At 64.7% G+C, this 14,334-nt stretch carries 11 protein-coding genes; 5 read left to right on the top strand and 6 right to left on the bottom strand.

Features of this window, described 5'->3' with window-relative positions:
* Positions 1-13: 13 nt before the first annotated feature.
* A complete protein-coding gene (locus DDE20_RS03120) occupies positions 14-2,491 on the top strand; it encodes a DUF4175 domain-containing protein (RefSeq protein WP_116556955.1) in 2,478 nt (825 codons plus the stop codon).
* Positions 2,492-2,539: 48 nt separating this feature from the next.
* On the opposite strand, the gene DDE20_RS03115 is transcribed toward DDE20_RS03120, so the two are convergent.
* The 3 genes from DDE20_RS03115 to clpS are packed head-to-tail and all read right to left on the bottom strand — an operon-like array spanning position 2,540 to position 4,769.
* Positions 2,540-3,349, bottom strand: coding sequence for an SDR family NAD(P)-dependent oxidoreductase (locus DDE20_RS03115; protein ID WP_116556954.1), 810 nt, complete (start codon positions 3,347-3,349; stop codon positions 2,540-2,542).
* Positions 3,346-4,419 carry a class I SAM-dependent methyltransferase gene (locus tag DDE20_RS03110; protein ID WP_116557243.1) on the bottom strand — a complete coding sequence of 358 codons (1,074 nt, stop codon included), beginning with the start codon at positions 4,417-4,419 and terminating at the stop codon, positions 3,346-3,348. Before DDE20_RS03110 ends, DDE20_RS03115 begins: the two co-directional genes overlap by 4 nt.
* Before the next feature lie 23 nt (positions 4,420-4,442).
* A complete protein-coding gene (gene clpS / locus DDE20_RS03105; protein WP_116557242.1) occupies positions 4,443-4,769 on the bottom strand; it encodes an ATP-dependent Clp protease adapter ClpS in 327 nt (108 codons plus the stop codon).
* Positions 4,770-4,970: 201 nt separating this feature from the next.
* Here clpS and DDE20_RS03100 point away from each other — a divergent pair, with 201 nt between their 5' ends.
* Together DDE20_RS03100 and DDE20_RS19175 are read left to right on the top strand one after the other, a co-directional pair.
* Positions 4,971-5,678 (top strand): HAD family hydrolase, encoded by a 708-nt coding sequence (locus tag DDE20_RS03100; RefSeq protein ID WP_116557241.1) that lies wholly within the window; start codon positions 4,971-4,973, stop codon positions 5,676-5,678.
* A 267-nt stretch (positions 5,679-5,945) separates the two neighbouring features.
* Positions 5,946-7,922 carry a serine hydrolase gene (locus DDE20_RS19175; RefSeq protein WP_338066501.1) on the top strand — a complete coding sequence of 659 codons (1,977 nt, stop codon included), beginning with the start codon at positions 5,946-5,948 and terminating at the stop codon, positions 7,920-7,922.
* Between the two features lie 26 nt (positions 7,923-7,948).
* Here the strand turns inward: DDE20_RS19175 and DDE20_RS03090 are convergent, their stop codons facing one another.
* Positions 7,949-8,953, bottom strand: a complete 1,005-nt coding sequence (locus tag DDE20_RS03090) for a class I SAM-dependent methyltransferase (protein WP_116556953.1) — start codon at positions 8,951-8,953, stop codon at positions 7,949-7,951.
* A 276-nt stretch (positions 8,954-9,229) separates the two neighbouring features.
* Here DDE20_RS03090 and hemC point away from each other — a divergent pair, with 276 nt between their 5' ends.
* The gene (hemC, locus tag DDE20_RS03085) at positions 9,230-10,177 is read left to right on the top strand and encodes a hydroxymethylbilane synthase (protein WP_116556952.1); all 948 of its coding nucleotides are present in this window, start codon (positions 9,230-9,232) and stop codon (positions 10,175-10,177) included.
* A gap of 175 nt (positions 10,178-10,352) precedes the next feature.
* Here the strand turns inward: hemC and mnmH are convergent, their stop codons facing one another.
* The gene (mnmH, locus tag DDE20_RS03080) at positions 10,353-11,405 is read right to left on the bottom strand and encodes a tRNA 2-selenouridine(34) synthase MnmH (protein WP_116556951.1); all 1,053 of its coding nucleotides are present in this window, start codon (positions 11,403-11,405) and stop codon (positions 10,353-10,355) included.
* Positions 11,406-11,530: 125 nt separating this feature from the next.
* Complete coding sequence (gene ilvD / locus DDE20_RS03075) at positions 11,531-13,375, bottom strand: dihydroxy-acid dehydratase (RefSeq protein WP_116556950.1); 1,845 nt, start codon at positions 13,373-13,375, stop codon at positions 11,531-11,533.
* Positions 13,376-13,558: 183 nt separating this feature from the next.
* Here ilvD and tpiA point away from each other — a divergent pair, with 183 nt between their 5' ends.
* Positions 13,559-14,293: a triose-phosphate isomerase gene (gene tpiA / locus DDE20_RS03070; protein WP_116556949.1), complete on the top strand. Its 735-nt coding sequence runs from the start codon at positions 13,559-13,561 to the stop codon at positions 14,291-14,293.
* Positions 14,294-14,334 lie beyond the last annotated feature (41 nt).

Genomic DNA, 14,334 nt, shown 5'->3' with positions numbered 1-14,334 from the left:
AAAGGAACCGATAGTGTCCGATGATCCCTTCGCCCCCGCTGCCCGCGCGCTGGTCCTGACGCGCGCCGGATTGCTGGTCGAACGGGTGTTGCAGGCGCTGTGGTTGCCCGCCTCGCTGATGATCCTCGGCGCGGTGGCTTGGGCGTTTGATCTGCAATCGCGTCTGCCCGGAGATTTCTCGCTCTGGGTGGCGGGGGCGGTGCTGCTATCGGTGGTGGTGACGCTGGCCCTCGGGCTGTGGCGCTTTCGCTTTCCCACCCGCGCTGAGGCTGTGGCGCGGCTGGACCAGACGCTGGCGGGACGCCCCTTGGCCGCTTTGGGCGATACACAGGCGATCAACGCCGAGGATGCAGCCTCGGCGGCGCTTTGGGCGGCGCATCGCACCCGTATGGCCGAACGCGCCGCCAAGGCCCGCGCGGTGCCGCCAGCGCCCGATCTGGCGCGCCGCGATCCCGCCGCGCTGCGCCTCGTCGCGCTGACCGCGGGCTGTGTGGCGCTCTTGTTTGCGGTGCCCGGGCAGCAGGGCGCGCTCTCGGGTCTGCCGGGCAGCGCCGGTGCGGCCATCGGCCCCTCGTGGGAGGGCTGGATCACCCCGCCCGCCTATACCGGACGCCCCGGCCTCTATCTCAATGAAATCACCCGCGACAGTTTCGAAGTGCCGCAGGGCAGCCGCGTGATCCTGCGGTTTTACGGCGCGCCCGGCGCCTTGACGCTGGCGCAATCTTTGGATGACGGCGTGGTCAGTGACGACAGCGGGCAGGCGCTGGAATTCGACGCGCGCCGCTCGGGCCGCTTGGCCATCGACGGCGCGAATGGCCGCGAATGGCAGGTTGTCGTCGCGGTGGACGCGGTGCCCTCCGTGACCATGGCCGGCCCGATGGACCGCGCCCGCGGCGGCATCATGGAGCAGCCTTTCGCGGTGCAGGATGACTACGGTGTGATCACCGGAGAGGCCGAAATCACGCTGGATTTACAAGCAGTTGACCGCAGCCATGGCCGCGCGCTGCCGCCCGAGCCGCGCGATCCCCTGCGGCTGCAATTGCCGATGCCGATCACCGGCGGGCGCAGCGATTTCACCGAGACCCTGCGCGAGGATCTCTCGCTGCACCCTTGGGCGCATCAGCCGGTGCGCATCGCATTGAGCGTTGGCGACGCGGCGGGCCAGACCGGCGACAGCGCGCCCGAAATGGCGATCCTGCCCGGCCGCCGCTTCTTTGAACCCGCCGCGCAGGCGCTGGCCGAACTGCGCGCTGATCTTCTGTGGAACCGCGATAACGCCCGCCGTTCGGCGCAATTGATGCGGGCAATGCTGAACCGCTCGCAGGGCGCGTTTCGCTTTGAGGATGCGCCGCGCCTGATCCGCTCGGCGGTGGATTTCATCGAAGTGCGGCTCGACGCCGACACATGGACGCCCGAGGCGCGCCATGAGTTGGCGGCGCAGCTTTGGGAGTTGGCGCTGCAGATCGAAGAGGGCGAATTGGCCAATGCCCGCGAACGCCTGCGCCGTGCGCAAGAACGGCTCGATGAGGCGATGCGCGACGGGGCCTCGCCCGATGAAATCGCCGAGTTGATGGATGAATTGCGCGAGGCCACCCGCGATTACATGGAGATGCTGGCCGAGCAAATGGACCCCGCCGACGAGGATCGCGGCGATGAGCGTGACCGCGGCGAAGACGAGCGCATGGAGGTCTCGCAAAACCAGATTCAGGAGATGATGGACCGCATTCAGGAGCTGATGGAAGAGGGCCAGATGGAGGAGGCCGCCGAGCTGATGGCACAGCTCAACGCGCTTTTGGAGAACCTGCAAATGACCCGCGGCGAGGGCGGCGATCCGATGCCCGGCGATCAGGCGCTGCAGGATCTGGGCGACACTCTGGGCGATCAACAGGGGCTGGCCGACCAGACCTTCCGCGAGCTGCAAGACCAGTTCGGCGACAATCCGGGCACCGGCAAAGACCCCTCTGCGCCGACACAGGATGCGCAGGAGGCGATGCGCGAATTGGCCGAGCGCCAGCAGGCCCTGCGTGAGCAATTGCGCGAGCAGCAATTGGGCGATGTGCCCGGCGAAGGCTCACCCGAGGCGGATGCGGGATTGGATGCGCTGGAACAGGCCGAGCGGGCGATGGAACGCGCCGCCGAGGAGCTGGAAGACGGCGACGCCCGCGCGGCGCTGGAGCGTCAGGCCGAGGCTCTCGATGCGATGCGCGAGGGGCTGCGCCATTTCCGCGACGCGCAGGCCGCTGACCAACGCGAACGCACGGCGGGGGAGGGCGATCCGCGCCAAGGCGAGGCCGATGGCACCGGCCGCGATCCATTGGGGCGCGAACGCGGTGCCTCGCAAAACGGCGGCGAGACTGGATCTGTAGTGCCGGGTGAAGACCCGCGCGAGCGGGCTCGCGAATTGCTTGATGAAATCCGCCGCCGCTCGGCGGAACTCGAACGCCCCGAAGAGGAGCGCGAGTATCTCAACCGGCTGATTGAACGCTTCTGACCGGCATAGGGCCTGACGCCTCGCCGGCCAGAAACAAAGGGCCAGACCTCAGTGCGCCGGTCGCTGCACCGTATCCAGCACCGAACGCCCACCGTCCAGACCGATGATCTGCCCGGTGACAAAACTCGAGGCCGAGGAAGCGAGGAATTGCGCCGCTTCCGCGACCTCTTTGGCGGTGCCGATCCGCTGCATCGGCGTGCCCGCTTTGATCGTGTCGCGATAGTCGGGATTGTCGGCGATCACATCGCGCAGACTGCCCGACATCACCGACCCCACGGCAATCGCATTCACCCGAATATTGTTTTGCGCCAGTGACACCGCCAGCGAGCGGGTCATCTGTTCCAGCGCCGCGTTGCTGATCGAAAACGCCAGCAACTCGGGCTGCGTGCGATTGGCGGCCAGCGAACTGAGGTTCACAATCGTCCCCGCCTCGCTCGCGTCGTCCTCTTCCTTGGTTTCAGCCTGGGTGATCATCCGCCGTGCCACCGCCTGACTGAGCCGCAGGGCAACATGCAGGTTCTGGTTCAGCGACTGCTCGACACTGTTATCGGTCGGGTCCAAAGGGTCGGTGGTGCTGAACAGACGCGCGGCATTGACCAGAATATCGACACGGTCAAAGGCATCAATGGTTGCGGATAACAGATTGGCAACATTCAGCTTTTCCGACAGATCGCCGACAAAGAACAAGGCGTTATCGTGGTTTTCCAGATCGTCGCAGCGGGCCTTCAGGCGCTTTTCGGATTGGTCGGCAAACACCACATTGGCGCCTTGATCGAGAAAATGCCGCGCAATCGCATGGCCAATCCCCGCCGCCGCGCCGGTGATGATCGCGGTTTTACCGGAAATCGAAAAGCTCATGACCTGCGTCCGTTACGGTTAACACTGCGGCCGGGTTTCCCCGCCGCACCGGGTTTGCCGCGCAAGGGTGCCTCGGCGTGGAACAGTTTGAACCCCGGCGCGCCGGGCAATTCTGTGACCTTGCGGAACGCCGAGGCGAGGGTGGATTCGTAGGGCAGATGCCGGTTCGCCACCAACCAGAGCTGGCCCGAGGGTTTCAACATCGCCGCCGCCGCCTGGATGAAGGCCGCGCCCAATTGCGGGCGCGCCTCGCGGCCGGAATGGAACGGCGGGTTCATGATCACCGCGTCCAGCGCCAGTCGCGGGATCGGCACGGTGGCATCGGCCCAATGGAACTGGGCGCGCGGATCGGTGACATTATGGCGCGCGCAATCCAGCGCGCGGGCGTCGGCTTCGATCAGATGCAGCGTGGTTAATCCGGGAGCGCGCACCAAAAGCTGCGCCGAGAGATACCCCCAGCCCGCGCCGAAATCCGCCGCCACGCCTTTGAGGCCACCGGGTAACACACCGGCCAAAAGCGCCGAGGCCGGATCGACCCCATCCGCCGAGAACAAGCCGGGCAGGGTGCGATACTCGCGCCCGGCACCATCGGCACAGCTGCCCGCTTCGGCCTGCCAATCGGCAAATGCACTTGCGGCGGCGGCGAACCAGGCAATCTTGCCGTGGCCTTTTGAAATCGCCTCGCTCAACTCAACCCGGCCGCGCAATTCGCGCAGCACCGCTTCGACGCCGTCGTGCTTTTGTCCATCGACAATCACCGGCCCCTCCGTCGCACCGCTGGCGCTGGCGATGATGTCGCGCGCCTCGTCACGCCCGCGCGGCAGGCAGATGAGCGCCGCCGCAAACCGCCCTTCGGCGGCTTTCACACAGCGGTAGCCCTGCGCGGAAAATACCGCGAAATCAGGCGCATGCGGGGTGATAATCACCACCCGCTCACGCGGCAACGGGGTCAATTGTTCGCCCGAGCGAGGGTGGAAAACGGCGATATCGCCGGTGTCGGGCAGGGCAAGACCGGCCGAGAGCGCAAGCTCCAGCCGCAGGGCCCGTGGGGCCGGGTCAGAGTGCGACATGATCATCGAAGGACGCGCGCGTCCTACTCCTTTTCCATGGTGCATTGCAGCGGATGCTGGTGTCGGCGGGCGAAATCCATCACTTGCGCCACTTTGGTTTCCGCGATCTCGTGACTGAAAACGCCGACAACCGCCAGCCCCTTTTTATGCACGGTCAACATGATCTCGAAGGCCTGCGCGTGATTGAGGCCAAAGAACCGCTCCAGCACATGGACCACGAATTCCATCGGCGTGTAATCATCGTTGAGCAGCAAGACCTTATACATCGGCGGCCGCTGCGTGCGACTGCGGGTCTTGACGGCAACATTGGGCTCGCCGGTGCCGGGGCCGTCATCATCCTCGCCAGACATGCTGGGGCGCATGGCTATGGACATGGTGGCGGACATGGTGGCAATGAAATCCATCTGTATGCGGGCCTTAACTGTCAGATTCGGTTCAACCCCAGTATATAGCGTGCTGGGCGCGCAAGAAAAGCCTAGCGCCCGAAACATGCGGCGACGCGGCAGAGGGCAACAGCGAGACGGGGGCGCATCATGGTTAAATCAGCGGCGATAACCGCGCCGATCACCACCATCGGCCTCGATGCCGACGACACGCTCTGGCACAATGAGCGGTTCTTCTCATTGACCCATGAGCGGTTCACCGCGCTGCTTGCCGATCACGCCGCGCCCGAACATCTGGCCGAACGCCTGCTCGCCGCCGAGCGGCGCAATCTGGGGCAATACGGGTTTGGAATCAAAGGCTTCGTCCTGTCGATGATTGAAACCGCGGTCGAGATCACCGAGGGAAAGGTGCCCGGCCATGTGATCGGCGAGATCATCGCCGCGGGCCAGGAGATGCTCTCGCATCCGATTGAACTCCTGCCCGGCGTCGAGGAGACCATCGCCGCTTTGGCGGGGCGCTACCGGCTGGTGCTGATCACCAAGGGCGATCTCTTGGATCAAGAGAGAAAACTTGCGCAATCGGGGCTTGGTGCGCGTTTTGACGCGGTCGAGATCGTCAGCCACAAGACCCCGCAGGCCTATGCCAGCATTTTCGCCCGCCATGGCGACGGCGCCCATACCGCCCTAATGGCCGGAAATTCCATGGCCTCGGATGTGATTCCTCCCATCGAAGCAGGCGGTTGGGGGATTTTCGTGCCCCATGGCCGCGAGTGGGCGCTCGAGCGTGCGGACCCGCCCAAGGGCAATCCGCGCTATCAGCAGATTTCCGCCCTCAGCGAATTGCCTGACCTTTTGCAGGCGCTGAACGGCAGCTGATATCTGGTGGTTGATTGCCGCTCAACCGCCACATGTAGAGAGCTTTAAGAATCAATCGAAACCTCTTGAATTACAGGGGGTTTTCTTGATTGCGCGCTCATGCTAGCCTTTGCGATAGCAGTAAACGACGCGGGTGGCCAAACACCTGCGCGAGAGGCAAAGGGCAGACACGTGACAGCGCAGTTCCGGCGTTGGCGTCGCGTATTCCGCGCGCTCAGCGCAGCAGTATTCTGTGCGGCATTGCTGGTATCCGCCAGCGCAATTTCAGTGGCCGCGCAACCATTTGCATCCGTGATCATGGATGTGCGTACAGGCGAAATCCTGCGGTCGCGCAACTCGACAGCACGGTTGCATCCAGCATCCCTGACCAAGATGATGACCCTCTATATCGCCTTCGAGGCGGTGGAGAATGGCGAGATCAGCCTTGATACACGGGTGCGGATTTCGGCCCATGCGGCCTCGCAGCCGCCATCGCGTCTGGGGTTGCGGGCGGGGCAGACGATCTCGTTTCGCTATCTGATCCGCGCCGCCGCCCTGCGCTCGGCGAATGACGCGGCGGCAGCGATTGCCGAGGCGGTCGAGGGTTCGGTTCCGGCCTTTGCGCGGCGGATGAACCGCACCGCTTTGGCGATCGGCATGACGCGCACCAATTTTCGCAATCCGCACGGTTTGACCCAAGAGGGGCATCTGTCGACCGCCCGCGATATGAGCATGTTGGGGCGGCAGCTCTATTTCGATTTTCCCCAGTATTACAACCTCTTCTCGCGGCGCAGCGAGAGCGCGGGCATTGCCACCGTGCGCAATACCAACCGCCGGTTTCTCAACGGCTATCGCGGCGCCGACGGTCTGAAAACCGGCTTTACCAGCGCTGCGGGCTATAATCTGACCGCCATGGCCGAGCGTGAAAACGTGCGTATTCTGGTCACCGTGATGGGCGCGCGCTCCTCGACGCACCGGTTTGAGCAGGTGGTCTCACTGATGGACACCGGCTTCCGCCGCGCCCCCAGCCGCGCCGCCACACGGCGACCGGACCGGCCCGATTACGCGCGTTTGCCCGAGGATTCCGGCTCGGGCGTGCCGGCAGGGCGAGTGATTCGCCTGCAAACCGCGCCGACCTCCAGCCGCTTCCCGCAGCCCCGCCCGCAACAGCCCGACGAGGCCCCGCCCGAGGCGCTAATTGCGGCCCTGCGCGATGAAATCGACGGGGTGATCGACGAGATCCGCGCGCCCGATGAGCCCGACCTCGCCGCCGCCGCCCTCGCCGAGGCTGCCGTCGAAGCCGCCTCCGAATCTGCCGCCGAATCCACAGTCACCGAGGTCGCGCATGCCGAGACGGCAGATGCCGATCTGATCGCCGAAGCGGTCGCCGTCGCCACCAGTGAGGCCACGCCCGATGAGGCCGCCGCCGCGCTCGCCGCTCTGGCCGTCTCGCCGATCCCCGCGCAGCGCCCCGAGGTGATCGTCGAAAGCGTCGCCGCCACCCGCTCCGAGGCCAATCCCAACGACTCTGCGTTGGCTTTGGCGTCGCTGAGCGAAGACGCCAATATGGTGGCGGATGTGGCGCAGGCGCCGCCTTTGATCGACAGCGCGCCGGTGCAATTCGAGCATACGCCCGAGGCCATCGCCGCGGTTGGTATCGAAAATGGCCGCGTCGCGATCCCCGGATTGCCGCCGATCACCCTTGATATCGCCGCCGCCGAGGCAGGCTCGTCCGAGGCCTCTGCCGCAGACACCCCCGCGATCGCCACCACCGCGCTGCCGGAGCAACCCGCTGAAATCACGTCAGATTTACCACCCGCCCCGGCGTTGGAACCCGCCGAAGGCGCGCTTTTGGTCGGCGATGACGGGCGTATTCTGTGGCGTGACGAAGAGCTTTTGGCCGCGCTTGCCGATGAAATTCCCAGCGATCCGGTGCTCTCGCATTCCATCGTGCTGACCACCAGCGCGCAGGATGATCCCGCGCCGGAACCGCCGATGCCCGAGATTGTCACGCGGGTGTCCACCTCGGGCGGGCGCGTCTGGGCGGTTGAGGTCGGCTCTTATGGTTCGCGGTTTGATGCCGAGCGGGTGCTGCTGCGACTGGCACTCTCGGAAAGCGCGACGCTGGGCACCGGCGTGCGCCGCGTATCCTCGCAACGGGGCGGCTGGCTGGCCGAAGTGCACAGCCTGTCAGAGGAGCAAGCCGCGCTCGCCTGCACCCGCCTGACCGCCCGCGATCGCCCCTGCACGGTGGTCGCGCCCTAAGGCCACGCGACACCTGCGCCTTAACCCTAGGCGCGGGTGCACAACACCCGCACGGAATCGTATTTATGCCCCGGTGCGGCCAGCGCCGAACGCGCCAGCAGCTTTGCCGAATGGCGCAATTGCCGGTCCACATCCGCTTGGGTCATCGCCCGTCCCTGCATCGTCGCGGTGATTCGCGCCTCATCGACGATCCAGTCATGGGTGAACTGGCGCACATAGCCGCGATACAGCACCGCCTGCACCTTCAGCCCCGCCGCCTCGGCGCAGGTTTGCAGGCTCTCGGCGGTAAAGAAATTCAAATGCCGCGGCGCATCCAGCCAGCGCCATGCCGGCCCCATCATCCGCGCACCCATGCAATCATTATTCGGCACTTCAATCGACATCAGCCCGTTGTCGGATAGCAGCGCGGCGGCGTTGCGCAGCGATTGCACCGGATCAATCGTATGCTCCAACACATGCGCGAAAACGATCAGATCATAGGTGCTTTGGGTGACATCGACGGGCAGCGCCTCGGCGGTGCCTTCAAACACTTTCAACCCGTTGCCCCGCGCCGCTGAAACCGCGCGCGGATCAGGCTCCACGCCGCAGACGAGGTCCAGAAACGGGCCATAGGTTATCATCCTATCGCCATTGCCGCAGCCGATCTCAAGCCCGTTGCGCGCGCCCTTGGGCACCACCGAGCGCCACCATTCCGCCGTCGGTTCCGCACCGTTCTCAAAGCGAAACGCCAATGAACTCAATACCCTGCCGCGCCAGCCGACCATCCGCGCCTCTTCGGCGGGGTCAAAGCGCTGGCGTTCGGCATGGGTGTAATAGGCGTCAATATCGTAGAAAGCGGCCACATCAACCGGCCGCGGGCGCGGATGAACCTGCCCGTATTCGGCCTGATCATCCCACCAGATATCCCATGAGCGGTGATCCTCAGGGCGGCGCCAGTCAAAGGGCACGCTGAGATGCGGGCGCATGCGCGAGCCGGTAAACGGGCATTCCGGGGCCAAAGGGGCGGCCATGGTTTGAGGGGCCAGAGACATCGCAGTTCCATCCGTAAGGCGGCGGTTGCGGGCCAGATTGGGGCCGCGCGCCGCAGAGAGTTGCTGATGTGATGCGCCTCCAATGTGGCGATAAATGGGCTGTGATAGGGTGATCCCGGCGGCTAATATGCTCTTTTTTTGGCAAATTGCCAAGATTTGCGCCGCGGACCGGGGGTGTCCGGCGTGCTGTTGGCCCGCGCGCCGCGCCAAAGCGCCGCGTGCCTCTCTTGCGATGCCCCGTTGCCACTTGCGGGCGGCTTGGCTAATCAGGCGGGCATGACATTCGCGCTTCCCACCCCCGCTGAACCCCTGAAAATCGGCACCCGCGGCTCGCCGCTGGCATTGGCTCAGGCCTATGAAACCCGCGCCCGCCTGATGGCGGCGTTTGAGCTGCCCGAGGCGTGTTTCGACGTCGTGCCCGTGGTCACCACCGGCGATAAAATTCAGGACCGCCCGCTCAAGGAATTGGGCGGCAAAGGGCTGTTCACCCGCGAGATCGAAGAGATGATGCTCGACGGCACGCTCGATATCGCGGTGCATTCGATGAAGGATATGCCGGTCGAACAGCCCGAGGGGCTGGTGCTTGATTGCTACCTGCCGCGCGAGGATGTGCGCGATGCTTTCGTCTCCACCTCGGCGGGGTCGCTGGCGGATCTGGCGCAGGGGCAGGTGGTCGGCACCTCCAGCCTGCGGCGGCGCGCGCAACTGCTGTTTCGGCGGCCCGATCTGCAGGTCGTGGAGTTTCGCGGCAATGTGCAAACACGACTGCGCAAATTGAGTGAAGGCGTCGCCGATTGCACCTTTCTGGCGATGGCCGGTCTGAATCGGCTGGGCATGCCCGAGGTTGCCAAATCCGCGATTGCCCCCGAAGAGATGCTGCCCGCCGTGGCGCAGGGCGCCATCGGGATCGAGCGGCGTGAGACCGACCAGCGCGCCGAAGCGATGCTCAGCGAAATTCACGATGTGCCGACCGGCCAGCGCTTGGCGGCGGAACGGGCGTTTCTGGCCGCGCTCGATGGCTCTTGCGAGACACCGATTGCCGGATTGGCGCTCTTGGAGGGTGACGAGATCTGGCTGCGCGGCGAGATCCTGCGGCCCGATGGCTCGGAGTGTTTTGCCGATGAAGGCCGCGCCTCGATCTCCGATGCCGCCGCTCTGGGTGACGAGATCGCCCGCCGTCTGCTCTCCCGAGCGCCCAAAGACTTCTTTGACTGGCGTGAATGACGCGGCGCTAATCATCTGACGGGCCATCTATTGTCTGACAATCAGCCTGAGTGATCCGGCGCGCTTGCGATCCGAGCGCGCCATTTTTCATGCCGAATGTTGAAAAACTGCAAGTCCACGCGCTGATTGGGCCGAAACCACACCCTCACAGATTGCAATAGTGCCATTGCCGGGCTCAGCCCAATCGTCGCGCAATCTCGCTGGCCAGCCGGTCTTGCGCCGGTTCAGACAGATCCTCGGCAGACAGCACGCTGAGCGGCGCATGGTCCTGCCGCAGCGTGGTATGCGCGTAACGCGGATCGTAATGCTCTTGCATCAAGGCCTGTGCCAGCGCCTCAAAGGCGCCGGACTGCGCCATCTCCTGCCACTCGGCAATCGTCGCGCGCGACTGGAAAGCCGCCAGCGCCGCGATCCGCGCCTGCAATTCCTCAGGGTCCGCAATAATGTCGCCATACGCCTGCGCCAGCCACTGCGCCCGCGCCGCGAGCGGTGCTTCGATCTGCAGCCGCGGCGCCACCTGCATCGCCTTCCATAGCGATGGCGGCAAGCGCAACGCCCCGATCCGGTTTGATTCCGCCTCGATCAATACCGGGCGCTGCGGGTCCAGATCGGTCAAGCGCATCGCCAGCGCGGTCTCGAACGCCTTTTGCGAGGGCTGTTCCTCCCCCGGCGCCAGCCCGAACAGCGAGCCGCGATGCCGTGCCAGCCCCTCAAGGTCGATCACCTGCCCACCCAGCGCCGCCACCCGCTGCAATATCGCAGTTTTCGCCGTGCCGGTATTGCCGTCCAGCACCATCAGCTTCGGCACCAAGGGCGTCTCATAAAGCGCCAGTTGCACCAGCTTGCGCCAGGCCTTCCAGCCGCCCTCCAGCACGCCCACCTGCCAGCCGATCTGCGCCAATATCGTCGCGAACGCCCCCGAGCGTTGGCCACCGCGCCAGCAATAGACCAGCGGCCGGTAATCGGCGGGCTTCTCGGCCAGCGCGGCTTCCAGATGCCGCGCCGCATTGCGCGCGACCAAGGCCGCCCCCATCCGCCGCGCCCGAAACCGGCTGTCTTGCACGTAGATCGTGCCGACCGCCGCGCGCTCGCTGTCGTCCAGCACCGGCAGGTTGATCGCGCCGGGCAGATGGTCTTCGGCATATTCCGCGGGCGCCCTTGCGTCGATGATCTCATCAAACGGCAGGCTCTTCAGATCGGCTAGCGAGGTCAGGGTGATGCGGCGCATGATTCTGCATACGCCCTGAATTCCGGCGCCGAAACCCCCAAGCCTCACTTTTCACAGGCAAAAACGCCGCCGCAGGGGCTCTGCGACGGCGTTGAAACCTGGTTAATCGATCCGCTTCGGGTTAATTAACTGTCTTCGGGCAGAATCCGCACCCCGCCCTTGGCCGCCGAAGACGCCAGCAGCGCATAGGCTTTCAGCGCCGTCGACACCGCACGTTTGCGCTTTTCCACCGGTTTCCACGGCAGCGGCCCTTTGGCAGCCCGCCGCGCGGCGATTTCGGCCTCATCCACCGCCAGATGGATCGTGCGGTTGGGGATATCGATCTCGATCTTGTCGCCGGTTTCGACCAGCCCGATCAACCCGCCTTCTTCAGCCTCGGGGCTGACATGGCCGATCGACAATCCCGAAGTCCCGCCCGAGAACCGCCCGTCGGTGAGCAGCGCGCAATCCTTGCCCAAGCCTTTGGATTTCAGATAGCTGGTCGGATAGAGCATCTCCTGCATCCCCGGTCCGCCGCGCGGCCCCTCGTAGCGGATCACCACCACTTCGCCCTTATCGACCTTGCCGGTCAGAATGCCGCTGACCGCCGAATCCTGGCTCTCGTAGACCTTGGCGGTGCCGGTGAACTTCAGGATCGATTCGTCGACGCCTGCGGTTTTCACGATACAGCCGTTCTCGGCGATATTGCCGAACAGAACCGCCAGCCCGCCATCCTTGGAAAACGCATGTTCAACCGAGCGCACGATGCCGGTCTCGCGGTTGTTATCCAGCGCCTTATAACGGTTGTCTGTGCTGAACGCCTGCGTGGTGCGCACCCCGCCCGGCGCCGCGCGGTAAAAGACATCAACCGCCGGATCATTCGACTGTTTGATGTCCCATTTGGCAATCGCATCGGCCATCGTCGGCGCATGCACCGTGCCAACCTCGCCGTGCAGCAGCCCGCCGCGGTGCATCTCGCCCAGAATGCCCATGATCCCGCCAGCGCGGTGGATATCCTCCATATGCACATTCTCGACCGAGGGCGCGACCTTGCACAGAACCGGCACTTTACGGCTCAGCCGGTCGATATCATCCATGGTGAAATCGACCTTACCCTCATGGGCAATCGCCAAGAGGTGCAGCACCGTATTGGTCGAGCCGCCCATGGCGATATCAAGGCTCATCGCGTTCTCGAAGGCCTTGAAGTTGGCGATCTCACGCGGCAAGAGACCCGCCTCTTCGCCCTCGTAATGGCGCTTGGTGATATCGACGATGCGGCGCCCGGCCTCAAGGAAAATCTCCTTGCGGTCGGCATGGGTGGCCAGCATCGAGCCATTGCCCGGCAGCGCCAGACCCAGCGCCTCGGCCAGACAGTTCATCGAGTTGGCGGTGAACATCCCCGAGCACGACCCACAGGTCGGACAGGCGTTTTCCTCGATCTCGAGCACCTGCGCATCGGTCAGACTGTCGTCAGCCGCGGCGACCATCGCATCGACAAGGTCGATCTTCGAGACCTCCAGATCATCATTGGTGACCTTACCCGCCTCCATCGGCCCGCCCGAGACAAAGATCGCCGGAATGTTCAGCCGCATCGCCGCCATCATCATGCCGGGGGTGATCTTGTCGCAATTCGAGATGCAGACAATCGCATCGGCGCAATGGGCATTCACCATATATTCGACGCTATCGGCGATCAACTCGCGCGAGGGCAGGGAATAGAGCATCCCGTCATGGCCCATGGCGATCCCGTCATCGACAGCAATGGTGTTGAACTCTTTGGCGACACCGCCCGAAGCCTCGATCTCGCGCGCCACCATCTGGCCGAGGTCTTTCAGGTGCACATGGCCGGGCACGAATTGGGTAAAGCTGTTCACCACGGCAATGATCGGCTTGCCGAAATCGCTGTCGGTCATGCCGGTTGCCCGCCACAACCCACGTGCGCCGGCCATATTGCGGCCATGGGTGGAACGCCTTGAACGGTAATGCGCCATGATAGTCCCTCGTCGATAATCCAAAACTGCGATGAAGCTGAGCGAGGAGATAGCGCAGTTTTCCGCCCAAGAACAGGCGTCGCCCCGGCTTGGGCGTAAAAAACTGGCGTGATGCGGCGCCAAGGCGGCTTTGCATTGCGCCCCTATGTCGGGCTAAGATGGCGAAAACAAACGGAGCCTCCCATGACCGCACCCAAACTTGTCGCCGGCAACTGGAAGATGAACGGCCGCATGGTCCATCTCGAAGAGGCGCTGGGCATCGCCACCGCCTCAGCAGCCGCTGGCGATGAGGTCGATGTGCTGCTCTGCCCGCCCGCGACGCTGCTCGCCCCGATGGCCAGCGCGCTGACCGGCAGCAATACCTTTGTCGGCGGGCAGGATTGCCACGCCAACCAAAGCGGCGCCCATACCGGCGAGGTCTCGGCTGCCATGCTGGTCGATGCGGGGGCGAGTCACGTGATCCTCGGCCACTCCGAACGCCGCCGCGACCATCATGAGGGTTCCGCCGATATTGCCGCCAAGGTGCAGGCGGCATGGTCCGAAGGTCTGGTGGCGATCCTCTGCATCGGCGAAACCGAAGCCGAGCGCGACGCGGGTTCAACCCTGACGGTGCTGGCCGAGCAACTCAGCGCCTCGCTGCCCGAGGGCGCCACGCCTGAGAATACCGTCATCGCCTATGAGCCGGTCTGGGCCATCGGCACCGGCCGCACCCCGAGCGTCGCGCAAATCACCGAGGCCCATGCGGCCATCCGCGCCCATGTGCCCGCAGGCATCCGCCTTCTCTATGGCGGCTCGGTCACCCCGCAGAACGCCGCCGCGATTTTCGCCACGGATAACGTCGACGGCGCGCTGGTCGGCGGCGCTTCGCTGAAAGCCGAGGATTTCACCCCGATCATCGACGCCCTGAAAAACGCCTGACCCGCCAGAAACCGGCCAGCCTTATCCGCCCTCCACTTTAT

Origin of the sequence: Pararhodobacter oceanensis (assembly GCF_003076755.1) — a bacterium.
In the GTDB taxonomy this organism is placed as follows: domain Bacteria; phylum Pseudomonadota; class Alphaproteobacteria; order Rhodobacterales; family Rhodobacteraceae; genus Pararhodobacter; species Pararhodobacter oceanensis.
Note: the sequence above shows the minus strand (reverse complement) of the source record. Positions and strands in the feature narration are given on the sequence as shown.